The sequence below is a fragment of the Microbacterium sp. BR1 genome (assembly GCF_002812725.1).
GTDB lineage: Bacteria > Actinomycetota > Actinomycetes > Actinomycetales > Microbacteriaceae > Microbacterium.
The window spans coordinates 224,000-245,700 of sequence record NZ_NMUN01000003.1; the positions used below are offsets into that span (position 1 = coordinate 224,000).

Annotated in this window: 19 protein-coding genes; 13 read left to right on the plus strand and 6 right to left on the minus strand. The window is 69.3% G+C overall.

The genetic code is table 11. The features are described 5' to 3' along the window. Nucleotides 1-9 precede the first annotated feature (9 nt). Entirely contained in the window at nt 10-1,503 is a 1,494-nt protein-coding gene (locus CGU35_RS03715) for a sensor histidine kinase (protein ID WP_100810267.1), read from the plus strand. A gap of 42 nt (nt 1,504-1,545) precedes the next feature. Here CGU35_RS03715 and CGU35_RS03720 read toward each other — a convergent pair whose 3' ends face one another. Then, entirely contained in the window at nt 1,546-1,794 is a 249-nt protein-coding gene (locus CGU35_RS03720) for a WhiB family transcriptional regulator (RefSeq protein ID WP_036295594.1), read from the minus strand. A 255-nt stretch (nt 1,795-2,049) separates the two neighbouring features. On the opposite strand from CGU35_RS03720, the gene CGU35_RS03725 reads away from it, so the two are divergent. Continuing rightward, complete coding sequence (locus CGU35_RS03725; protein ID WP_232711132.1) at nt 2,050-2,475, plus strand: histidine kinase; 426 nt, start codon at nt 2,050-2,052, stop codon at nt 2,473-2,475. A gap of 2 nt (nt 2,476-2,477) precedes the next feature. On the opposite strand, the gene bcp is transcribed toward CGU35_RS03725, so the two are convergent. The 3 genes from bcp to aroA are packed head-to-tail and all read right to left on the minus strand — an operon-like array spanning nt 2,478 to nt 5,445. Next, nucleotides 2,478-2,954 carry a thioredoxin-dependent thiol peroxidase gene (gene bcp, locus CGU35_RS03730; protein ID WP_100810268.1) on the minus strand — a complete coding sequence of 159 codons (477 nt, stop codon included), beginning with the start codon at nt 2,952-2,954 and terminating at the stop codon, nt 2,478-2,480. After that, entirely contained in the window at nt 2,951-4,048 is a 1,098-nt protein-coding gene (gene rsgA, locus CGU35_RS03735) for a ribosome small subunit-dependent GTPase A (RefSeq protein ID WP_374935775.1), read from the minus strand. The genes bcp and rsgA overlap by 4 nt, the downstream gene beginning before the upstream one ends. A gap of 14 nt (nt 4,049-4,062) precedes the next feature. After that, nucleotides 4,063-5,445 (minus strand): 3-phosphoshikimate 1-carboxyvinyltransferase, encoded by a 1,383-nt coding sequence (aroA, locus tag CGU35_RS03740; protein ID WP_100810269.1) that lies wholly within the window; start codon nt 5,443-5,445, stop codon nt 4,063-4,065. Between the two features lie 46 nt (nt 5,446-5,491). Here aroA and CGU35_RS03745 point away from each other — a divergent pair, with 46 nt between their 5' ends. Genes CGU35_RS03745 through CGU35_RS03755 form a run of 3 tightly spaced genes read left to right on the plus strand, consistent with a single transcriptional unit; the run spans nt 5,492 to nt 7,766 of the window. Then, complete coding sequence (locus CGU35_RS03745; protein ID WP_100810370.1) at nt 5,492-6,160, plus strand: sigma-70 family RNA polymerase sigma factor; 669 nt, start codon at nt 5,492-5,494, stop codon at nt 6,158-6,160. After that, nucleotides 6,157-6,402 (plus strand): anti-sigma factor family protein, encoded by a 246-nt coding sequence (locus CGU35_RS03750; protein ID WP_100810270.1) that lies wholly within the window; start codon nt 6,157-6,159, stop codon nt 6,400-6,402. Before CGU35_RS03745 ends, CGU35_RS03750 begins: the two co-directional genes overlap by 4 nt. A gap of 59 nt (nt 6,403-6,461) precedes the next feature. Next, a complete protein-coding gene (locus CGU35_RS03755; RefSeq protein ID WP_100810271.1) occupies nt 6,462-7,766 on the plus strand; it encodes a GNAT family N-acetyltransferase in 1,305 nt (434 codons plus the stop codon). A gap of 22 nt (nt 7,767-7,788) precedes the next feature. Here CGU35_RS03755 and CGU35_RS03760 read toward each other — a convergent pair whose 3' ends face one another. Continuing rightward, entirely contained in the window at nt 7,789-11,553 is a 3,765-nt protein-coding gene (locus CGU35_RS03760) for a multifunctional oxoglutarate decarboxylase/oxoglutarate dehydrogenase thiamine pyrophosphate-binding subunit/dihydrolipoyllysine-residue succinyltransferase subunit (RefSeq protein ID WP_100810272.1), read from the minus strand. Nucleotides 11,554-11,709: 156 nt separating this feature from the next. Here CGU35_RS03760 and CGU35_RS03765 point away from each other — a divergent pair, with 156 nt between their 5' ends. The 3 genes from CGU35_RS03765 to CGU35_RS03775 all read left to right on the plus strand — a co-directional run bounded on the left by CGU35_RS03765 (nt 11,710) and on the right by CGU35_RS03775 (nt 15,809). Next, complete coding sequence (locus CGU35_RS03765) at nt 11,710-13,164, plus strand: GuaB1 family IMP dehydrogenase-related protein (protein ID WP_100810273.1); 1,455 nt, start codon at nt 11,710-11,712, stop codon at nt 13,162-13,164. Nucleotides 13,165-13,395: 231 nt separating this feature from the next. Beyond that, a complete protein-coding gene (locus CGU35_RS03770; RefSeq protein ID WP_100810371.1) occupies nt 13,396-14,766 on the plus strand; it encodes a hemolysin family protein in 1,371 nt (456 codons plus the stop codon). After that, on the plus strand, nt 14,763-15,809 hold the full coding sequence (locus CGU35_RS03775) for a hemolysin family protein (protein ID WP_100810274.1): 1,047 nt from the start codon (nt 14,763-14,765) through the stop codon (nt 15,807-15,809). Before CGU35_RS03770 ends, CGU35_RS03775 begins: the two co-directional genes overlap by 4 nt. A gap of 215 nt (nt 15,810-16,024) precedes the next feature. Here CGU35_RS03775 and CGU35_RS03780 read toward each other — a convergent pair whose 3' ends face one another. Continuing rightward, complete coding sequence (locus CGU35_RS03780; RefSeq protein WP_100810275.1) at nt 16,025-17,113, minus strand: NADH:flavin oxidoreductase/NADH oxidase; 1,089 nt, start codon at nt 17,111-17,113, stop codon at nt 16,025-16,027. Nucleotides 17,114-17,155: 42 nt separating this feature from the next. Here CGU35_RS03780 and CGU35_RS03785 point away from each other — a divergent pair, with 42 nt between their 5' ends. From CGU35_RS03785 to CGU35_RS03805, 5 genes are all read left to right on the plus strand, one after another. Continuing rightward, nucleotides 17,156-18,052: an ADP-dependent NAD(P)H-hydrate dehydratase gene (locus CGU35_RS03785; RefSeq protein ID WP_100810276.1), complete on the plus strand. Its 897-nt coding sequence runs from the start codon at nt 17,156-17,158 to the stop codon at nt 18,050-18,052. Between the two features lie 96 nt (nt 18,053-18,148). Beyond that, on the plus strand, nt 18,149-19,417 hold the full coding sequence (locus CGU35_RS03790; protein ID WP_232711133.1) for a hypothetical protein: 1,269 nt from the start codon (nt 18,149-18,151) through the stop codon (nt 19,415-19,417). 13 nt (nt 19,418-19,430) lie between these two features. Next, the gene (locus CGU35_RS03795) at nt 19,431-19,778 is read left to right on the plus strand and encodes a thiamine-binding protein (RefSeq protein WP_100810277.1); all 348 of its coding nucleotides are present in this window, start codon (nt 19,431-19,433) and stop codon (nt 19,776-19,778) included. Nucleotides 19,779-19,913: 135 nt separating this feature from the next. Further along, nucleotides 19,914-20,342 carry a DUF6855 family protein gene (locus tag CGU35_RS03800; RefSeq protein ID WP_100810278.1) on the plus strand — a complete coding sequence of 143 codons (429 nt, stop codon included), beginning with the start codon at nt 19,914-19,916 and terminating at the stop codon, nt 20,340-20,342. A 56-nt stretch (nt 20,343-20,398) separates the two neighbouring features. After that, entirely contained in the window at nt 20,399-21,670 is a 1,272-nt protein-coding gene (locus tag CGU35_RS03805; RefSeq protein ID WP_374935777.1) for an MFS transporter, read from the plus strand. Nucleotides 21,671-21,701: the final 31 nt, after the last annotated feature.

Genomic DNA, 21,701 nt, shown 5'->3' on the forward strand with positions numbered 1-21,701 from the left:
GCTGGATCGGTGCCGACCCTCAGTGAACTCGTCTCCGCCCAAGGCCGTTCGAGCGCCGACGACATCGAGTGGTTGCATCGCCTCGCGGGTGACGGACAGCTCCTCGCAGACCTCGCCTTCGCCGACATCGTGTTCTGGGTGCCGACGAAGGATGACTCGTTCATCGCCGTCGCCCACACGCGTCCCTCGGGTGCGGCCACCCTCTTCTACCGCGACATCGTCGGCGATCAGGTGCGTCCGCAGTGGCGGACGCAGGTTCAGGATGCGGCGCAGGGCGTCCGCATCATCGACTCGGCCTCTCCCGATTGGTTCGAAGAGACACCGACGCGCGTCCGTGCGGTCCCGATCGTGCGCGGCCCGCTCCGCGATGGCAGCGATCCCGTCGTGCTCGGCGTCCTGACGCGGCACACGAACCTGGGTGAGGCACGAACCCCCAGTCGGCAGCAGATCACCTTCAACGACTGCGCGGACGATCTGTTCGGCATGATCGCGCGCGGCGACTTCCCCGACCTGTCTGCCCCGACCGGCCCGCGCCGCGGCGCGCCCCGCGCATCCGACGGTCTCATCCGTCTGGACGTCGACGGCACGACGACCTTCGCGAGCCCCAACGCTCTCTCGGCATGGGGGCGTCTCGGCTTCGACGACGAGCTCGAGGGTGAGTCGCTCAGCGAGGTCACGACCCGCATCCTTCCCGCGAAGGAGACGATCGACGAGTCGCTCCCGCTGGTCGTGACGGGCCGAGCCCCGTGGCGTGCCGACATCGAGGCGCGCGGGGTCACGGTGTCCCTCCGTGCGATCCCTCTCCGCGAGCACGGTGAGCGCGCGGGTGCGATCATCCTGTGCCGTGACGTCACCGAACTGCGGCACCAGGAGCAGGAACTCATCACCAAGGATGCGACGATCCGTGAGATCCATCACCGCGTCAAGAACAACCTGCAGACCGTCGCATCCCTCCTGCGCATCCAGTCCCGCCGCACGCACTCCGAAGAAGCGCGCGAGGCGCTGACGCAGGCCATGCGGCGCGTATCGGCGATCGCCGTCGTGCACGACACCCTGTCGGAGGGTCTGACGCAGACGGTCGACTTCGACGAGGTCTTCGATCGCGTTCTCAAGCTCGTCGCCGAGGTCGCGGCCGGCGCGGGAACGCGCGCCCAGACGCGTTCGAGCGGGACCTTCGGCAAGTTACCGAGCGCGTACGCCACGCCGCTCGCCCTCGCGCTCACCGAACTCGTGACGAACGCCGTGGAACACGGGTTGGCGGGTCGCGAGGGCAAGGTCGAGATCGAGGCGAAGCGTTCGTCGTCGCGGCTCAAGGTCAGCGTCCGCGACACCGGCGTCGGCCTGGCCGAGGGTCAGGTCGGCCGCGGGCTGGGGACACAGATCGTCCGCACGCTGATCCAGGGAGAGCTGGGCGGCACGATCGACTGGCACACGATCATGGGCAGCGGAACAGAAGTCACGATCGACATCCCGTTGCGATGGATCGACAGGCCGAAAGCCTGAGTCGGTGAGACCGCGGGGCGGAGCCGGAGAGGCCCCGCCGGCCTATGAGGCGCGGCGGGCGCGCGCGGCGCGACGCTTGAGGGCGCGACGCTCGTCTTCCGACAGGCCGCCCCACACGCCGGAGTCCTGACCGGACTCGAGGGCGTACTGCAGACAGATTTCCGTTACGGTGCAGCGGGCGCAGACGGCCTTCGCCTTCTCGATCTGGTCGACCGCGGGCCCGGTGTTACCAACGGGGAAAAACAGTTCGGGATCGACCGTGAGGCATGCGGCCTTGTCGCGCCAGTCCATGCAGATGCTCCTTGTTGCGTGGTGGGTGTGAGCGAGTGCTCAGAGATCGGTTTCGGGTCCGGTACCCTGGTAGGTGCGAGCAGAATGCTCGCCCCACGGCGCTGTGGGAGCACATGGCTTTCACTATCGTCCCACACGGCCCCGGTACGATCAAGGGTCCACTGCGTGAATTCTGCGCAGGATGCTGAGCATCGGCCGAGCGGCCTGGTGATTCCGAACAAAAGATCAGGCGCAACGAGCGGGGCGGGGAGAGAATTGCAACCGGAACCCCCAACACCGTCGCCGATCGGCTCCGACTCCACGGCGTGCGCCGCCGCCATCCTCGTCGGGATCGAGGGGCTGGGCGTTGCCGCACTCGCGGGGTGGATGACGCTGTCGCTGATCGCGGGTGACACGGCCGAGCTCGGCACGGCGCTCGCTCTGCTGCTGATGACGGCGGTCGCGGCCGTCGGGGTCATCGCCTTCGCCATCGCGATATTCCGGGGCCACGGGTGGGGGCGCTCGGGTGCGATCGTCGTGCAGCTGCTCATCCTCGCGGTGGCGCTCGGCGCCGCGACCGGTGCGTACGCGCATCCGCTCGTCGCTCTGGCGCTCGCCGTCCCGGCGATCGTCACCCTGGTCGTCGTGATCGCCGCTGCCCGCGCCGCGGGCCGTCGCGCGGCACCGCCGGCAGAAACGTAGGCTCAGGCGTCGATGCCGACGAGCTTGCGGATGCGGGCAACGTGCCCGGTCGCCTTGACGTTGTAGAGCGCGTGCGCGACGCGTCCCTCTTCGTCCAGGATGAACGTCGAGCGGATGACGCCCTCGATCGTCTTGCCGTAGTTCTGCTTCTCGCCCCAGGCGCCATACGCATCGTGGACCGAGTGATCGGGATCGCTCAGCAGGTCGTAGGTCAGGCCGTCGCGCGCACGGAACTCGCGAAGCGTGGCCGGCTCGTCGCGTGAGATGCCGAGCACGACGTACCCCGCGGCCTGGAGCGGGGCGAGGCTGTCGCGGAAGTCGCAGGCTTCGGTCGTGCACCCGGGCGTCATGGCGCGCGGGTAGAAGAACAGCACGACGCGCTTGCCGCGGAGCGAGGCGAGCGCGACGGGGGCGCCGTCCTGGTCGGGAAGCGTGAAGTCGGGGGCGGGCGTACCGGGTTCGAGGCGTGCAGTGCTCATTCGTCCAGCGTAGGGTGCCGCTCCCGCCCCGCAACCTTCCCGAAGGTCAACAGCAGGCGTTGCAGCGAATCGAACCGCGCGGCACCGTTGGGCCCGAGGCGTCCCGCGGCCACGGCCTCGGCGATCGCGCAGTCCGGCGCATCCGGCAGATGCGTGCACCCGCGGGGGCAGTCCTTCGCGATCTCGTCGAGGTCGGTGAAGGAGCGCAGGATGTTGGCGGGGTCGACGTGACCGAGGCCGAACGAGCGGACGCCGGGGGTGTCGATGACCCATCCGCGCCCCTCCTCGCCCACGTAGCGCAGCGAGACGGTGGATGACGAGGTATGCCGACCGCGCCCGGTGACCTCGTTCACATGGCCGGTCGCGCGCCTCGCACTCGGCACGAGCGCATTGATCAGCGTCGACTTGCCCACCCCCGAGTGCCCGACGAAGACGGTCGAGTGCCCGACGAGTTGCGCACCGATGCGCTCGATGGGCACCTCGCCCTGCGCGCTCGTGAAGACCTGCACGTCGAGACCGTCGAAATGGTTCAAGAACTCGGACGGATCGGCGAGGTCGGTCTTCGTCACGACGAGCATCGGCCGCACCCCGGCGTCGAAGGCGGCCACGAGGTAGCGGTCGACCAGGCGCGTGCGCGGCTCGGGGTCGGCCGCCGCCACGACGATCAGCATCTGGTCGGCGTTGGCGACGATGATGCGCTCGACCTGGTCGGTGTCGTCGGCCGAACGCCGCAGCAGGGTCGTGCGCTCCTCGATGCCGACGATGCGGCCCAGGGTCCCCTCGTCGCCCGAGGTGTCGCCGACGACGCGAGCTCGATCGCCCGTGACGATCGGCTGCTTCCGCAACTCGCGCGCGCGGACCGCCGAGACCTCGTGTTCGTCGGGCCCGTCCTCGTGCATGAGAACCGAATACCGGCCTCGATCGACCCCGATCACACGTCCGATCTCGGCATCCGCGTGGGCGGGGCGGCGCTTGCTGCGCGGCCGGTTCGCCTTCGGATTCGGACGCATCCGGATGTCGGACTCGTCGAGCTCGTCCGCATCGGCGTCATCGGCGTCGTCGTAATCCCACCAGTTCGGATCCGAGTCGCTCACGGTCGGGCCATCTTCTACTCGGGCAGCCCGGCGGTCGCGCGCGAACCGGCCAGCATGTCGTCCCACAGCTGCTCGAACTGCGGCAGTGTCTTCGCGGTCACGCTGAGATCGTCGACCTCGATGCCGGGAACGCTCAGGCCGAGCAGAGCGCCGGTCGTCGCCATGCGGTGGTCGTGATGCGACCTCCAGAGCCCGCCGTGCAGCGGGCGAGGCACGATGCGGATGCCGTCGGGCAGCTCGCGCGCTTCGCCGCCGAGGTCGTTCAGCCCGTCGACCAGCGCGCGGATCCGGTCGGTCTCGTGCAGACGGATGTGTCCGATGCCCGTGATCGTCGAGGGCCCGTCGGCGAGCGCCGCGAGGCCGACGATCGTGGGTGCGAGCTCGCCCGCCGCCGAGAGGTCGATGTCGAAGCCGCGGAGCGGGGTCGTGCGGGTAACGGTGAAGGCGCCCCCGCGACGTGCCACGCGCGCCCCGGCGCGATGCAGCAGGTCGCCGAGGAGCGCGCCCGGCTGCGTGGAATGGGTCGGCCATCCCGTGATCGTGACCGATCCACCCGCGACCATTGCCGCCGCCAGAAACGGAGCCGCGTTGGAGAGGTCGGGCTCGATCGTGACATCCTTGGCCCGGACGGCGCCGGGAGCGACGATCCACTCGTTGGGCGCGGGGCGCTCCACGCGCACGCCGCGGTGCGCGAGCGCCTCGATCGTCATCTCGATGTGCGGCAGGCTCGGCAGGCGCTCGCCCGTGTGGATGAGGTGCAGGCCGACATCGAAACGCGGGGCCGCGAGCAACAGCCCCGAGACGAACTGGCTCGAGCGTGACGCATCCATGTGCACCTCGCCGCCGCGAACGTGGCCGTGGCCGCGCACGATGAAGGGCAGCGACCAGTGGCCACCGTCGTCGATGTCGAGGCCGATGTCGCGCAGGGCCCTGATCAGCTCGCCCATCGGGCGGTGCAGGGCCGTCTCGTGTGCCGTGAGCCGTACGTCACCGCGCGCGAACCCGGCGATCGGCGCGACGAATCGCATCACGGTGCCGGCCTGGCCGCAGTCGATCTCGCCGCCGTCCGTGAAGGGAGCCGGGGGAGTCACGACCCAGTCGTTGCCGAAGGCGCCGTCGCCAGGCACGGGTTCGATCTGCGCACCCAGGGCGCGCAGGGCCCCCACCATCCGCTCGGAGTCCTGTGAATGCAGGGGGGATTGCACGCGGCCCGGTCCATCGGCCAACGCCGCGAGGACGAGCTCGCGGCTGGTCAGCGACTTCGAGCCCGGAATCGCCAGTGTCGCATCGAGCGGCGACGCGGCGGTCGGCGCCCTCCACGGGCTGGGCCCGGCGGTGGTCTTGGCAGCCGCAGGAGATGTCTCATCGGCGCGAGGGGAATAGCCGTGCGGTGTCATCGGGTTCTACTCTATCGAGCCCCGAGAGGACACCATGATTCGGACGATGGAACGCACGCCTGCGTCGCTCGTTCTGGCGCACCTAGACTGGGACCTGATGGACGAGCAGCCTGAACCCGAGGTAGACGTCGCGCCGGCGCAGGTCGCGCGCGCGCAATTCGAGGACCAGGCGCTTCCGTTCATGGACCAGTTGTACGGCGCGGCCATGCGGATGACGCGCAACCCCGCGGATGCGGCAGACCTGGTGCAGGAGACGTTCGTCAAGGCGTTCGCCTCGTGGGCCACGTTTCACCAGGGTACGAACCTGAAGGCCTGGCTGTACCGCATCCTGACGAACACCTACATCAACACGTATCGCAAGAAGCAGCGCGAGCCGTACCAGGGCACGATCGATGACCTGGAGGACTGGCAGCTCGGGGGAGCGGAGTCGACGACCGCGTCGACCAATCGCTCTGCCGAGGCCGAAGCGATCGACCACATGCCGGCATCCGTCGTGAAAGACGCGCTGCAGGCGATCCCGGAGGACTTCCGGTTGGCGGTCTACCTCGCGGATGTCGAGGGCTTCGCCTACCAGGAGATCGCCGACATCATGAAGACACCGATCGGCACGGTCATGAGCCGCCTTCACCGTGGAAGGCGTTTGCTTCGCGACATGCTGGCCGACTACGCACAAGAGCGGGGCATCGTCTCCGCGAGCCCGGGAGCGAAGAAATGACCGATTGCGGTTGTGAGCAGGCGAGGCGCGACCTCGAGGAGTACCTGCGCGACGAGGTGTGCAAGACCCAGCATGCCGACATTCGTGAACACCTCGAGAACTGCCCGGGATGCCGCGACGAGGCGCTCGTCGCGAAGACCCTGACCGATGTTCTGGCGCGTGCCTGCCGCGAGAGCGCACCCGAGGACCTGCGCGATCAGGTGCTCCAGAAGCTGCGCACGGTTCAGGCCTCGCACCACTAGCCCGGGCCGTCGCACAGTGCGGCCACGGTCGTGTCGGGATCGGCGAGTAGCCTCGAAGGATGGCACGCACCGACGCCCGCACACTTCCGCTCGATCCGACCTCGACCGCCGTCCTGTCCGACGGCGGTCTGGCGTACCGACTCGTCGACCCGGGCGACCCCGAAGCGCTCCGCGCATACTCGACAGCCGAGGCGCGCGGCTTCCTCGGTGAGGAACCGACGGATGACGAGGCTCGGGAGTTCGGCGAGTCCATCGCCTACCGCCGCCGGATCGGCGTTTACGACGAGTCGGGGCTCGACGCTCACGTGCCCGTCGCGACCGTCAACTCGTGGGTGGGTGAGCTTTCCGTCCCCGGAGACCGCGTGACGCCGTTCTGGGCGATCAGCGGTGTGACGGTGTCGCCGACCCGGCGTCGGCGCGGTATCGCTCGGGCGATGCTCGAGGGTGAACTGCGGACGGCCCGCGATGCGGGCATGGCCGTTGCGGGTCTGACCGTGTCGGAGGCGACGATCTACGGCCGCTTCGGCTTCGCGCCCGCGGTCGAGGCGACGGACTGGGATATCGACACGCGGCGGGCCGGATGGCGCGGGGGAGAGGTCACCGGAACGTTCGAGTACGTGCGGCGCGAAGACGCGGTGGCCCTTCTCGAAGACCTTCACGAGCGCGTTCGCGTGACGCGTCCGGGCGATGTCGACGGATGGACGGGGCGCTGGCGTCAGTTCGCGATGATCGCGGGCGGCTCCAAGGAGCCGGGCCGCACCCGGGTCGTGCGCTACGCCGGCCCCGACGGGATCGTGCGCGGAGCCGTGGTCTATCGCCTGACCGAGGATCCGGCCGATATGGCGCGGCACACCCTCGATGTGACCTATCTCGTGGCCGACGGTGACGACGCGTATCGCGCGCTCTGGGGGTTCTTGCTCCGGCACGACCTGGTGTCACGCGTCCAGGCGACGCTGCGCTCGGTCGATGAGCCGCTCGCGTGGTTGCTCGCGGATCGACGCGGCGCCACGGTATCCGTACACGATCACGAGTGGCTGCGCATCCTCGACGTTCCCGCCGCGCTCGAGGCGCGCGGCTACGCTGCGCCGGGCACCCACGTCATCGCCGTTCGTGACGAACTCGGCTTCGCCGGCGGGACCTGGCGTCTCGAGGTCGATGCGGATGGTGCCGCCCGGGTTGCACCCACGGATGCGGAGCCCCGGGTGTCGATGCCGGTGTCGTCGCTCGCCGCGCTCTACCTCGGGGGAGTGCGGGCGTCGACGCTTCGCGCGGCCGGGCTGCTCGAGGGTGCCGACGATGCGGTCCGGGCGCTCGGCAGGTCCTTCTCGGGCGACACGGCGCCCACGCTCGGTATCTGGTACTGAGCGCGGGCGGCCGCGTCACGGCTCAGGTGAGCGGCGCGAGGGCCTTCTTCATCAGTTCGGCATGCTCGACCGCGTGAATCTTCGGTGAACCGGTCGCCGGTGATGCCGCGGCGGCGCGTGAGACGACGCTCATCGTCCGGCCCGTCAGGTGCTTGACGACCTCGAGCGCGATGAACGGCCACGCACCCTGGTTCTCGGGCTCGTCCTGCACCCAGACCAGCTCGGCGCCCGGGTATTCGGCGATGACGGCGTTCAGCTCGTCGATCGGCGCGGGGTAGAACTGCTCCAGGCGCACGAGGGCGACCGAGGGGTCGGGGTTCTTCTCGAGCTCGCCGCGCAAGTCCCAGTGGGTCTTGCCGGCGTGCAGCAGGACCTTCTTGACCTGTGACTTGTCGATGCCGCGGTCATCGTCGAGCACCGGTTCGAAACGGCCGCTCGTGAAGGCCTCGACCGGGCTCGTCGCGCCACGCAGACGCAGCATGGCCTTCGGGGTGAAGACGATGAGCGGACGGCGCGGGCGGGCGTAAGCCTGACGGCGCAACAGGTGGAAGTACGACGCGGGGGTCGACGGGCGCGAGACGGTCATGTTGTCCTGCGCGCACATCTGCAGGAACCGCTCGATGCGGGCCGACGAGTGGTCGGGCCCCGCACCCTCGTAGCCGTGTGGCAGCAGCAGCACGACACTCGACTGCTGGCCCCACTTCTGATCGGCTGAGGTGATGAACTCGTCGATCACCGACTGGGCGCCGTTGGCGAAGTCGCCGAACTGTCCCTCCCACAGCACGAGCGCGTCGGGGCGCTCGACCGAATAGCCGTACTCGAAGCCCATCGTGGCGTACTCGCTCAGGTACGAGTCGTAGACCCAGAAGCGTCCCTGGCGATCGCTCAGGTTCGTCAGCGGGATCCACTCCTGGCCGTTCGCCCGGTCGTGCAGCACCGAGTGGCGCTGGACGAAGGTCCCGCGGCGGGAGTCCTGACCGGCGAGGCGCACGTTCGTGCCCTCGAGCAGGAGCGATCCGAACGCGAGCAGCTCGGCGAAGCCCCAGTCGATCGTGCCGTTGCGACTCATGTCGTAGCGCTTGTCGAGCAGCTGCTGCAGCTTGGTGTGCACCGTGAAGCCCTCGGGCTTGTTCACGAAGGCGTCACCGATCAGGCGCACGACATCCGTCGCGACCCCGGTCGTCTCGATGTCACCCCAGGTCAGCTCCTCGATCTCGGCGTCCGCGTCCGTGATCACGCCGTGCGAGCCGGTCTCGGCCGCGTGCGTCTCCGCGAACGCGATCTCGAGACGGTCCTGGAAGTCGCGCTTGGCCTCTTCGTACTCTTCCTCGGTGATGTCGCCGCGTCCGACGAGGGACTCGGTGTACAACCGACGGACGGAACGCTTCGCCTCGATCAGGTTCGTCATGAGCGGCTGCGTCATCGAGGGGTCATCGCCCTCGTTGTGACCGCGTCGGCGATAGCAGACGAGGTCGATGACCACGTCGCGGTGGAACTCTTCGCGATACTCGAACGCGAGCTGAGCGACGCGCGTCACGGCCTCGGGGTCATCGCCGTTGACGTGGAAGATCGGCGCCTGGATGGTCTTGGCGACATCCGTCGCGTACACCGACGAGCGACCGTCCTGCGGGAGGGTTGTGAAGCCCACCTGGTTGTTGACGACGACGTGGATCGTGCCGCCCGTGCGGTAACCCCGCAGCTGCGACATCTGCAGCGTCTCGACGACGACGCCCTGGCCCGCGAAGGCCGCGTCGCCGTGGACGAGGATCGGCAGCCACGAGAACGTGCCGATGGCCTTGCGGTCCTGCTTGGCGCGGACGATGCCCTCGAGCACGCCGTCGACGGTCTCGAGGTGCGAGGGATTCGCCGCGAGGTAGATGGGGAGTTCGACGCCGTGGTCGTCGACGAAGGTGCCCTCGGTGCCGAGGTGGTATTTCACATCACCCGAGCCACGCTTGTTGCCGAGCGCGACGCTTCCCTCGAACTCGCGGAAGACCTGTCCGTAGGTCTTGCCCGCGATGTTGGTGAGCACGTTCAGACGGCCGCGGTGCGCCATCCCGATCGCGGCTCCGTCCAGCCCCGCGCCAGCGGCACCCTGAAGGATCTCGTCGAGAAGGGGGATCAGGGACTCGCCGCCCTCGAGGCTGAAGCGCTTCTGGCCGACGTACTTCGTCTGCAGGAAGGTCTCGAAAGCCTCGGCCTCGTTGAGCTTGCTGAGGATGCGTAGCTGCTCGTCGTGGGTCGGCTTGGTGTACTTGATCTCGACCTTCTGCTGGAACCAGCGGCGCTGGCCCGGGTCCTGGATGTGCATGTACTCCAGGCCGATCGTGCGGCAGTAGGAGTCGCGCAGCACGCCCAGGATGTCGCGCAGCTTCGCCATCCGCTTGCCACCGAAACCGCCGGTGACGAATTCGCGATCGAGGTCCCAGAACGTCAGCCCGTGCTCTTCGATCTCGAGGTCGGGGTGCGTGCGCTGCTCGTACGCCAGCGGGTCGATGTCGGCCATCAGGTGGCCGCGCACGCGGTAGGAGTTGATGAGCTCCTGCACGCGGGCCTGCTTGTCGATCCGCTCGGCGATGTCGACATTGATGTCCGCCGCCCAGTGGATGGGCGCGTACGGGATGCGGAGGGCCGCGAAGATGTCGTCGTAGAAGTGGTGCTGGCCGATCAGGCGCTCGTGCACCTTCTTGAGGAATTCGCCCGACCCGGCGCCCTGGATGACGCGGTGGTCGTAGGTGCTCGTGAGCGTGATCGTCTTGCCGATCGCGAGTTCGTTGAGCGTCTTCTCGCTCGCGCCCTGGAACTCGGCCGGATACTCGAGTGCACCCGCGCCGACGATGCACCCCTGGCCGCGCATGAGGCGGGGCACGGAGTGCACCGTGCCGATGCCGCCCGGGTTGGTGAGCGAGATCGTGGTGCCCTGGAAGTCGGCCGCGGTCAGCTTGTTTCCTCGGGCGCGCGAGACGGTCTCTTCGTAGGCGCTGAGGTATTCGCCGAACGTCATCGACTCGGCGCGCTTGATGCTCGGGACGAGCAGGGCGCGCGTGCCATCGGGCTTGGGGATGTCGATCGCGATGCCCAGGTTGATGTGGGCGGGCGCCACGACCGAGGGCTTGCCGTCGATCTCGGCGTAGAAGACGTTCTGGCTCGGGAAGTCCTTCAGCGCCTGGATGATCGCCCAGCCGATGAGGTGCGTGAAGCTGACCTTGCCGCCGCGGGTGCGGGACATGTGGTTGTTGATCACGATGCGGTTGTCGATCATCAGCTTCGCCGGGATCGTTCGCACACTGGTGGCGGTCGGGACGGTCAGCGACTCGTCCATGTTCGCCGCGAGGGTCTTGGGCATGCCGCGGAGCGGGGTGACCGTGTCTTCCTCGAGCGGCTGCGGAGCGGCGGCGGCCTTGGGCTTTTCGGGAGCCTGCGCGGGGATCGGCGGCGGCGACGCGGGGCGCGTCGTCGTTCGTGCGACCGGCTGGGCACCGATCACGGGAATGGGTGCGGTCACCGGACGGGGCTCGGATGCCGCGGGCTTGGCGGTCTCCGCTGCGGCGGCGGCCGGAGCGGGGGCTGCAGCCGGGGTGGCGGGGGCTGGTGCCGGCGGTGCGGCCGAGGCATCCGCTGCATCGTCCACGTCGACCGGGTGGTATGCCTCGAGAGTCGGCCACCACGCCTTGTCTACCGAGTTCTTATCGACCTTGAACTGTTCGTAGAGTTCGTCGACGAGCCATTCATTGGCCCCGAACTCCCCCTCGTTCGAAGTCCCGACGCCCGTCACCTGGCTCGACACGCTGGATCGCCCTCTTTCGTCGATGAAGGTTGTCGCGCAGCGCCTCTTCGTGGCCCACGCGCACGAACATCTAGGCTATCTCAGATCCGTCGGCTCCGTCGCGGATCGTGCCGTCGTTCGGGCCATAGGGTGAGGGTGAGTGGCTAGCGTAGGGGTATGGAATTCTCGGGTGAACGGCCGATGGTGGATCTGACCTATTCGGATGTCTTCCTGGTGCCGCGGCACTCGGCCGTCACGAGCCGACTGCAGGTCGACCTCGCGCCGCACGACGGCACCCCCGCGACGATCCCGATCGTCTCGTCGAACATGAACTCGGTGACGGGGGCCCGCCTGGCCGCGACCCTCGCCCGCCGGGGTGGTCTGGGCGTGCTGCCCCAGGATCTGCCCCTGCAGGAATTGGATGCCGCGATCCGCTGGGTCAAGCGCCAGCCCGTGCTGTGGGACACGGCGCTCGTTCTGCCGCCCGAGGCGACCGTTTCGGCCGCACTGCGCATCCTGCCCGCGACGCCGGGGCACGGCATCGTCGTGGCCGAGGGCGGCGAGAACGTTTCGGCGGCTGAGGTCCGGGGCATCGTCCCCGCGTCGCGGCTCGCCACGGCGCTTCCCGACGCCCGACTCGGCGACCTCGCGCGCGGCGACACGCCCTCGCTCGAGTCGGAAGACGTGGAGGATCCGCGTGCGGCCTTCGACACGATCGTCGCGGCCGGTGTCGAGGTCGTCTGCGTCATGCGGCACGGTCGCCTGGTCGGGACCCTCAGTCGCCGCAGCGCGCTGCGCTCGACCCTGTATCGCCCCGCGGTAGACGCGGGCGGGCGTCTGGCGGTCGCCGCGGCCGTCGGCATCAACGGCGACGTCGCGGCGAAGGCGCGTGCACTGGCGGCAGCGGGTGTCGACGTGATCGTCGTCGACACGGCGCACGGGCACCAGGACGGGATGCTCGCGGCGCTCCGGACGGTCGCCGACCTCGGTCTCGACATCCCGATCGCGGCCGGCAACGTGGTCACGGCCGAGGGCGTGCACGACCTGGTGACCGCGGGAGCGTCGATCCTGAAGGTCGGTGTCGGTCCGGGCGCCATGTGCACGACGCGCATGATGACCGCGGTGGGGCGTCCGCAATTCTCGGCGGTGCTCGAGACGGCGGAGGCCGCTCGGATCATGGGCGCTCATGTCTGGGCCGACGGCGGGGTGCGCTACCCCCGCGATGTCGCGCTCGCGCTGGCGGCGGGTGCGGCATCCGTCATGATCGGCTCGTGGTTCGCCGGGACGATCGAGGCGCCGGGCGAACTGCTCACGGATGCGAGTGGTCGCGTCTTCAAGGAGTCGTGGGGGATGGCGTCGACGAAGGCCGTGCACGATCGGTTCGGACGCCTGGACCCGTACGAGCTGGCGCGCAAGGAGCTTTTCGCCGAGGGCATCTCCTCGTCGAAGATCTACCTCGATCCGCTGCGCCCGGGCCTCGAAGACCTGCTCGACATGATCACGTCGGGCGTGCGGTCCTCCTTCACCTACGCAGGCGCGGCGACGGTGGCCCAGTTCCACGAGAGGGCCCTGGTCGGTCTGCAGTCCGCGGCGGGCTACGAAGAGGGCAAGGCGCTCCCCGTCAGCTGGTGAGGGTCCGCTCGTTCTGCGAGTGCATGACCTCGGTGCGAGTGCATGGCTTGTGACCCGCGCCGACGCCGTGCAGTCGGCGCACAGTCGTGCACTCGGCGATACGGAGGCGGTCGCGGTCCTACGCACCTCGGGTAAACTCGACCCCACGATGGACGACCCCCCCAGTTGTAGACGCTCGCCCCACCGCCCGATCGAACCCGCGAGGGTCGACGCGTGACGTACGAGTTGGTCATGCTGGGAGTGGGGCTGCTGCTCATCGTGGGCACCGGGCTGTTCGTGGCCAGCGAGTTCGCCCTCGTCAATCTGGATCGCGCCGACCTCGAGGCGCGCCGCGAGCGCGGTGAGTCCCGTCTGTCGATCACGATCGGCGCGCTGAAGATCACGTCGACGCACCTGTCGAGCGCTCAGCTGGGCATCACGCTGACGACGCTTCTGACGGGGTACACGATGGAGCCGGCGCTGTCGAGCCTGCTGCGCCCGGTGCTGACCGGATGGGGATTGCCCGAGGCGCTGGTCTCGCCCATCGCCGTGATCGTCGCCATCTCGGTCGCGACGATCTTCTCGATGATCCTCGGCGAGCTCGTGCCGAAGAACTTCGCCCTGGCCCTCCCGCGCCAGACCGCCAAGCTCGTGCTGCCGTTCCAGGTGGCGTTCACGATGGTCTTCCGGCCCGCGATCGTCGTCCTGAACGGCTCGGCGAACGGCGTCCTACGCGCGATCGGCATCGAGCCCAAGGAAGAACTCTCGGGTGCCCGTACGGCAGAGGAGCTGTCTTCCCTCGTCCGCCGTTCCGCGAGCGCCGGTCTGCTCGAGCAGGACACGGCATCCCTCCTGAACCGCACGCTCCTGTTCGCTCGGCTGAGCGCCGCCGATGTGATGACACCGCGACCCAGCATGCACTGCGTCGCGCGCGACGACTCCGCGGACGACGTCATCCAGCTCGCGCGCCGCACGGGCCACAGCCGGTTCCCGGTGATGGGGGACTCCCTCGACGACATCGTCGGAGTCGTCCACCTGAAGGCCGCCGTCAGCGTCCCGCGCGAGAAGCGGCAGGATGTCCCGGCCGCTGCCCTCGCGACGGAACCCCTGCGCGTGCCCGAGACCGTGCACCTCGACGCGCTGATCGCCGAGCTGAGGGCGCGGGGCTACCAGCTCGCGATCGTCGTCGACGAGTACGGGGGCACGGCCGGTGTCGTGACGCTCGAAGACCTCGTCGAAGAGATCGTCGGCGAGGTGTCGGACGAGCACGACCGCAGCCGCGCGGGCCTCGTCCGCGGCAAGGACTCGGTCACCTTCCCCGGCAACTGGCGACCCGATGAGCTGCACGACCGCACGGGCATCCGTGTCCCCGAGGGCGAGGTCTACGACACGGTCGGGGGGTTCATCATGAGCCGCCTCGAGCGCATTCCGTCGACGGGCGACACGGTCGAGACCGATGACGGCGTGCTGCGCGTGCAGCGGATGGACGGGCGCCGCGTCGACCGCATCCGGTACACACCCCATCTCAACGCGGCCGACGGACTCGACAGCGAGCCGTCGCAGACGACGGGACCCGAACGCATCCTGCGGGGCCGTGGCGCGAAGGACGGGGGTGCGTCGTGAGCGATTGGGCCGGAATCGTCTGGCTGGTCGTCCTGCTGGCGTTCAACGCGTTCTTCGTCGGTGCCGAATTCGCCGTGATCTCGGCGCGACGATCGCAGATAGAGCCCCTCGCCGAGAGGGGTTCGCGGGCCGCCAAGACCGCGCTCTACGCGATGGAGCACGCGACGCTCATGCTCGCCACCTCGCAGCTGGGCATCACGATCTGCTCGCTGCTGATCCTGAACGTCTCGGAACCGGCGATCCACCATCTGCTCGCCGTGCCGTTCGGGCTGACGGGTCTCTCCGAGGCCGTGGTCGATGTCGTCGCCTTCATCGTCGCACTGCTGATCGTGTCGTACCTGCACGTGGTGTTCGGCGAGATGATCCCGAAGAACCTCGCGTTCTCGGTTCCCGACCGCGCCGTCCTCATCCTCGCGACGCCGCTGGTGTGGGTGTCGAAGGTCTTCCACCCCGTCATCGCGACCCTCAACTGGATCGCGAACGCTGTGCTGCGTCTGTTCCGCGTCGAACCGAAGAACGAGGCCGCCTCGACCTTCACGCTCGACGAGGTCGCGACGATCGTGAGCCAGTCGACCAGCGAGGGCGTTCTCGACGACTCGTCGGGCGCGCTCGCCGCCGCGGTCGAGTTCACCGACAAGAAGGCGCGCGACATCGCGGTGCGACTCGATCAGCTCGTGACGCTGCCCGAGTCGACGACGCCGGCGCAGATCGAGCGAGCCGTCGCGGTGCACGGGTTCTCGCGCTACGTGATCGTGGATGCCTCGGGTGAACCCGTGGGGTACGTGCACCTGAAGGACATCCTGCGCGCCGCGGATGTCCCGGACGAGCGTTTCGACAAGCCCGTGCCGGCCAAGCGCATCCATCACATGGTTCCGGTGCAGGAGACGACCGACCTGGAGGACGCGCTCGCGACCATGCGTCGCACGGGCCGCCACCTCGCGCGTGTTCGCGACGAGCGCGGCGAGACGACCGGGGTGCTGTTCCTCGAGGACATCATCGAGGAACTCGTCGGCGAGGTGCAGGACGCCACCCGACGCCGCTAGGCGTCATCCCGCCCCCGCTACACCTCCGCGTCCTGCGCCGGGCGCCTGTACTCGCTGGGGGTCATGCCCGCGTCCTAGCGGAATGAGCGCGTGAAGACGCTCGGGTCGGTGCTCCCGCAGCGTACGGCGACATCGGCGAGCAGGAGCAGGCGCGGGTCATCGAGCCGTTCGTGGATCGCACGGTCGAACCCCGCGAAGAGGACCGCATGCGTTGCTCAGGCCGAGCGCGCCGGGACCCGTGCGGCGCGCGCGTACTGCGCGGGCCAGACGTCGACGCCCTCGCCGAGCTCGCCAGCCGCGCGCAGCCCGAAGTGCGGGTCGCGCAGCCACTCGCGCGCGGCGAAGATGGCGTCGGCCTCGCCGACCTGCAGGATCTCTTCGGCCTGCGATCCCTCGGTGATCGAGCCGACCGCGCTGACGACGAGTCCCGTCTCGCGGCGGACGTGCGCGGCGAGAGGTACCTGATAGCCCGGGCCGGGTACGATCTTCTGGTGGGCGACGAGCCCGCCGCTCGAGATGTCGAACAGGTCGGCGCCCGCATCGGCAGCCCAGACCGCAACGGTCGCGGTGTCTTCGATGTTCCAGCCGCCCTCGGCGGCATCGGTTCCCGAGAAGCGCACGAACAGGGGCACGGCGTCGCCGACCTCGGCACGGATGGCCGCGACGATGCGCAGCAGCAGACGGGCGCGGTACTCGAGGCTGCCGCCGTACTCGTCGGTGCGCTGGTTGCTGAGGGGTGAGAGGAACTCGTGCAGCAGGTAGCCGTGCGCGGCGTGGATCTCGAGCACGTCGAAACCGGCCTCGACCGAGCGGCGCGCCGCGGCGACGAAGCCCTCGACGACCGCCTCGATGCCGGCCGCGTCGAGCGCCCGGGGCTGTGCGTAGCCCTCGAAGGCGATCGCGGAGGGCGCGAACGTGGTCCATCCGCCCTCTTCGAGACCGACACTGCCGTGTCCACGTCCCGCGAAGGGCCACCACGTCGAGGCCTTGCGCCCGGCGTGCGCGAGCTGGATGCCTGCCGCCGCGCCGCGGGCGTGGATCGACGCCACGATCGGGGCCCAGGCATCCCGTTGCTCGTCCGTCCAGATACCGGTGTCGCGCGGCGAGATGCGACCCTCGGGAACGACCGCGGTCGCCTCGGCGACGATCAGGCCCGCGCCGCCGGACGCGAACTGGGACAGGTGCACGTGGTGCCAGTCGTTCGGCATGCCCTCTTCGGCGCTGTACATGCACATGGGCGCGACCCACAGCCGGTTGGCGATTTCGGTCGCGCGGACGGTCATGGGCTGGAACAGCAGACTCACGGGGGCTCCTCAGGGATGATGCCTCGGCGGTAACGTGGGGGGATGCCTGACGTCTCGCCGTGGTCCGCAGCCGAGACGGCCGCACACCTGCAGAGGCCAACGGACGACGACGACAAGTATTCCCGCGGCGTGGTCGGAATGCGAACGGGCTCGGTCGCCTACCCGGGGGCGGCGATGCTCGGGGTCGAGGCCGCGTGGCGGGCGGGCGCGGGAATGGTGCGCTACATCGGACCGGATGCCGCGGCATCCCTCGTCCTCTCGCGACGCCCCGAGACGGTGCGCGCTGCGGGGCGTGTTCAGGCCTGGGTGATCGGCTCGGGGATGCCCGATGGCGCATCGGCCGACGACGTCGCTGGTGGGCCGGACACCGGTGCGATCGGCCTCGACACGATTCTGACCGGACGGGAACCCGTCGTCGTCGACGCGGGTGCGCTGGGGCTGCCCGGGGCGACGGCGCCGCGGGTCTTGACCCCTCATCGCGGCGAGCTCGCCCGGCTGCGCACCCGGCTCGCGCTGTCGCCCGAGTGGTCGGATGACGCGGCGGCCGCACGCGAGACCGCGGCGGTGACGGGGGCGACGGTCCTGCTCAAGGGCGCGCGAACCTGGGTCGCCACGCCGGGCGGATGGCTGGGACTCGTCGAGTCCGGAGCGCCCTGGCTCTCGACCGCGGGGACGGGCGACGTGCTCGCCGGCGTCGTCGGCGCGCTCGTGGCGGCACGCAGCTCCGCCGCGATCGCCGACCCCGAAATCCTCGGCCCGCTGGCCGCATCCGCGGCGTGGCTGCACGGTGCCGCCGGCCGACTCGCCTCGGGGATGGCGCCGGTGCACGCCGACGTCGAGAGTGGAGAATCCGAGAGGAGGCCCGGGTCGGGGCATCCGCTCGTCGCTCTGGACGTCGCCGCGGCGATCCCCGTGGTGTGGGGGCGACTCTCGGCGTGACTCGAACCCACGACTCGGGGCGGGAGTCAGGGCGGGACTCGGGATGAACTCGGGGCGTGGCGCGGCCAGCTCGGATCAGCCGCTTAGGATGAGCGGGTGTCGGGTGGGATGTGGCGGGCGTGGATGAAGAACCGGGCTGTTCTGTGGACCGGCTTCGCGGTGGTTCATCTGACGGTCGCCGTTCTCGGCTGGACCCTGCCGAATCAGCCGATGGGCGACGTCTACCTGGTGTACGAACCGTGGGCGGACGCCGCGCTCGACGGTCGTGAGATCGTCGGTATCACCGGCCCGTTCGTCTATCCGCAGCTCGCTCTCGTGCCGATGATCCTGGCGCGGGGCCTCGCGTGGCTCGGCGGGTACATCATCGCCTGGGCGATCCTCGTCACGGCGCTCAACGCGATCGCTTTCGCCGTCCTGGTGGGGCAGGGGCGGTCGAGAGCGCGGGTGTCGGCTGCCTGGTTCTGGCTCGCCTACGCGTTGGTGCTCGGGCCGATCGGGATGTATCGGATCGACGCCATCACGGTGCCGCTCGCGGTGCTGGGACTGCTCTGGCTCGCCGGTCGTCCCGCCGTGGCCGCCGCGTTGCTGACGGTGGCGATGTGGATGAAGGTGTGGCCGGCCGCACTGATCGCCGCCGCTGTCGTCGCCCTGCGCCGCCGCCTGACGGTGATCGCCTCGGCTGCGCTGGTGACCGCGCTGGTGCTCGGCGTGATCGTCGCCCTCGGTGGGTGGGCGCACGCCTTCGGCTTCATCGGCGAGCAGACGGGGCGTGGACTGCAGCTCGAGGCTCCCGTCAGCGCCTTCTATCTCTGGCAGGCCGTGGCGGGGGTCCCGGGATCCTTCCCCTTCTACGACGACGACGTCCTCACGTACCAGGTGACCGGTCCGAACGTCGATGTCGTCATCGCGGCGATGACGCCGCTGCTCGTGCTCGCGGTGGCGGCCGTCGTGGGGCTGGGCGCGTACAAGGCATGGCGGGGGGCGTCCTATGCGCGGCTGCTGCCGCCGCTCGCTCTCGCCCTCGTGCTCGCGTTCATCGTGTTCAACAAGGTCGGTTCGCCACAGTTTCAGGCCTGGCTCATCGCGCCCCTCGTGCTCTGGATCGTGCTGGACCGGACGCGCGCGAGCACCGCCGCCGCACTGTCGTTGGTCAGCGCCACCCTGACGCTCATCGTCTATCCGATCGTGTACGGCGGAGTGCTGAACGTCCAGCCTGTGCCGGTCGCCCTGCTCACCGCACGGAACATCCTGACCGTCGTGTTGCTCGTCGTCGCCGTCACGGCGATCGTCCGTGTACCGATCCGCCAGGCATCGACCGTCACGGTGCGAACGCGTGATGTTCGTCGATTCCTGCCCGCCCCCTGACCTCGGGAGAACCATGCTGATCGCCTTCTCTGTCGCACCCAGCGGTGCCCCCCTCCGTTCCACGGGCGACGATGCCGATGCTCTCGGCGCCGTCGATGGATCGGTGCACGACGCCGTCGCAGCCGCGGTGCGCGTGGTACGCGATTCGGGATTGCCGCATCGCACCAGCTCGATGTTCACCGAGATCGAGGGGGACTGGGACGAGGTCTTCGACGTCGTCCGACGGGCCACCGAGGCCGTGATGCCCTTCGGGTCCCGCGTGTCGCTCGTGCTGAAGGCCGACATCCGCCCGGGCTACACCGGCGAGCTCGACGGCAAGCTCGAGCGCCTCGAGAAGGCCCTGTCCGAGGCGGACGAGTAGCGGCTCTCGTCGGACGCCGCCGACCCGTTCGGCGAGATATCGGCGGTAGCGATGCGGGCTCTTGAATCGGACTCCTGCGCGGCGGATACTCGGATTGCGCGTCGGGTTCCGCCGCGCAGACGAAGGGGCACCGCCATGAGCGAAGGACACGGGTCGGGATCGGGAACCGCGGCCGACCCCTGGATGCTGAAGACGGCACCGCTGACGTCCGCGTACACGATGTACCGCGACGAGACGAGTGAACCTCCACTGCTGGTGTGTCAGGTCGGGACGACGAAGCTGACATATCTGGCACGGGCGATCGAGGACCTTCACACCGAACTGCTGCGGCGGGGCGATTGGGTCTCGCTCGGCGCAGCCGACGAGGGCAAAGAGCCCGCGACCGACACGGTCGAAGCATGGGGAAGGTGGGAAGGCAATCCCGTCGGCGGCTGGTACGGGCAGCGCAAGGGGTACCGCGGACGCTTCGGTATGTACCTGCCGCCCTTGCTCGAGAGGCTCGGACTCGTCGAGCTGGAGCACAACGCGCGGAACAACCGTGTTCGTGCTCTCGTGACGGGGTGAACCGCGCATTCGAATCGATTCGATTGCCGGAGTAGGATCGGTCGGTGACTTCCGCCGTGACTTCCGCCGCGCCTTCCCGCGCCCCGTCTCGTCGTATCGCCGCCTGGGCCCTCGTCTCGCTGGCCGTGGGAAGCTTCGGCATCGGCATGACCGAGTTCGTCATCATGGGCCTGCTGCCCGAGATCGCTCGCGACCTGCTGCCGAGCGTATGGGCGATCTCGCCGGACGACGCCATCGCGCAGGCGGGCTGGCTCATCTCGCTCTACGCGCTGGGCGTCGTCGTGGGTGCTCCCACGATCTCCGGGCTCGTCGCACGCTTTCCGCGCAACCGGGTGATCGTGGCGCTCGCCGCGGCCCTGACCCTGTTCACGGTGCTCACGGTCATCGCACCGACGTTCGAACTCGTCGCTCTGTCGAGATTCTTCGCCGGACTGCCGCACGGCGCCTTCTTCGGCATGGGTGCGCTGATCGCCGCCGACATGCTCGGACCGGGCAAGCGCGCGAAGGGTGTCGCGATCGTGCTGATGGGGCTGACGGTCGCCAATGTCGTCGGTGTGCCGGTCGGCACGTTCCTCGGACAGGCGAGCGGCTGGCGCCTGGCATTCCTGATCGTCGCGGTGATCTTCGCGGCCGGCACCGTGATGGTGTGGATCTTCGTGCCGGCGCACGAGGGCGATGACGGGCGCACGTTCCGTGCGGAGCTGGGGGTGTTCCGCGTTGGCCAGGTGTGGCTCACGTTGGCGATCGGTGCCATCGGGTTCGGTGGCTTCTTCGCGGTGTACAGCTATGTATCGCCCCTCGTGACCGAGATCTCGGGCAGTCCGGTGTGGGTCGTGCCGATCGTGCTCGTCGTGATGGGGATCGGGATGACCGTCGGCAACCTCCTCGGCGGGGTGATGGCCGACAAGAATCTGCGCGCAACGCTCATCGGGGGCCTCGCCGTGCTCTTCGTGGTGCAGGCGTCGCTCGCGGTGACCGCGTCGCACATCGTCCCGCTCACCGTCTTCGTCTTCCTCATCGGCGTCGCGTCGTCCGTCACGAGTCCCGCGATCCAGACGCGCCTGATGGATGTCGCGGGCGACAACCAGGCGATCGCCGCTGCCCTCAACCACTCGGCGCTCAACATCGGCAACAGCCTGGGTGCGGCGCTCGGCGGGGTCGTGATCGCCCTCGGATGGGGCTTCGTCATGCCGTCGTGGGTGGGTGCGACGCTCGCGGCTCTCGGCGTCGGCATCGCCGTTCTCGCATTCGCCCTCGAGGCCCGATCCGCGGCGCGGGGGGCCCGAACGCGTGTCGAGGTTGCGGTGGGAGATACAGTTCTGCGGTGAGGAAGAGAACGCCGGCCGCGGCCGCGGCAGC

Coding starts and splice junctions, on each gene's coding strand:
- aroA (WP_100810269.1), bottom strand. CDS start 5,445: ATGACACCGCACGGCTATTCCCCTCGCGCCGATGAGACATCTCCTGCG.
- bcp (WP_100810268.1), bottom strand. CDS start 2,954: ATGAGCACTGCACGCCTCGAACCCGGTACGCCCGCCCCCGACTTCACG.
- CGU35_RS03755 (WP_100810271.1), top strand. CDS start 6,462: ATGGCACGCACCGACGCCCGCACACTTCCGCTCGATCCGACCTCGACC.
- CGU35_RS03770 (WP_100810371.1), top strand. CDS start 13,396: ATGCTGGGAGTGGGGCTGCTGCTCATCGTGGGCACCGGGCTGTTCGTG.
- CGU35_RS03720 (WP_036295594.1), bottom strand. CDS start 1,794: ATGGACTGGCGCGACAAGGCCGCATGCCTCACGGTCGATCCCGAACTG.
- CGU35_RS03745 (WP_100810370.1), top strand. CDS start 5,492: ATGGAACGCACGCCTGCGTCGCTCGTTCTGGCGCACCTAGACTGGGAC.
- CGU35_RS03750 (WP_100810270.1), top strand. CDS start 6,157: ATGACCGATTGCGGTTGTGAGCAGGCGAGGCGCGACCTCGAGGAGTAC.
- CGU35_RS03765 (WP_100810273.1), top strand. CDS start 11,710: ATGGAATTCTCGGGTGAACGGCCGATGGTGGATCTGACCTATTCGGAT.
- CGU35_RS03800 (WP_100810278.1), top strand. CDS start 19,914: ATGAGCGAAGGACACGGGTCGGGATCGGGAACCGCGGCCGACCCCTGG.
- CGU35_RS03785 (WP_100810276.1), top strand. CDS start 17,156: ATGCCTGACGTCTCGCCGTGGTCCGCAGCCGAGACGGCCGCACACCTG.
- CGU35_RS03795 (WP_100810277.1), top strand. CDS start 19,431: ATGCTGATCGCCTTCTCTGTCGCACCCAGCGGTGCCCCCCTCCGTTCC.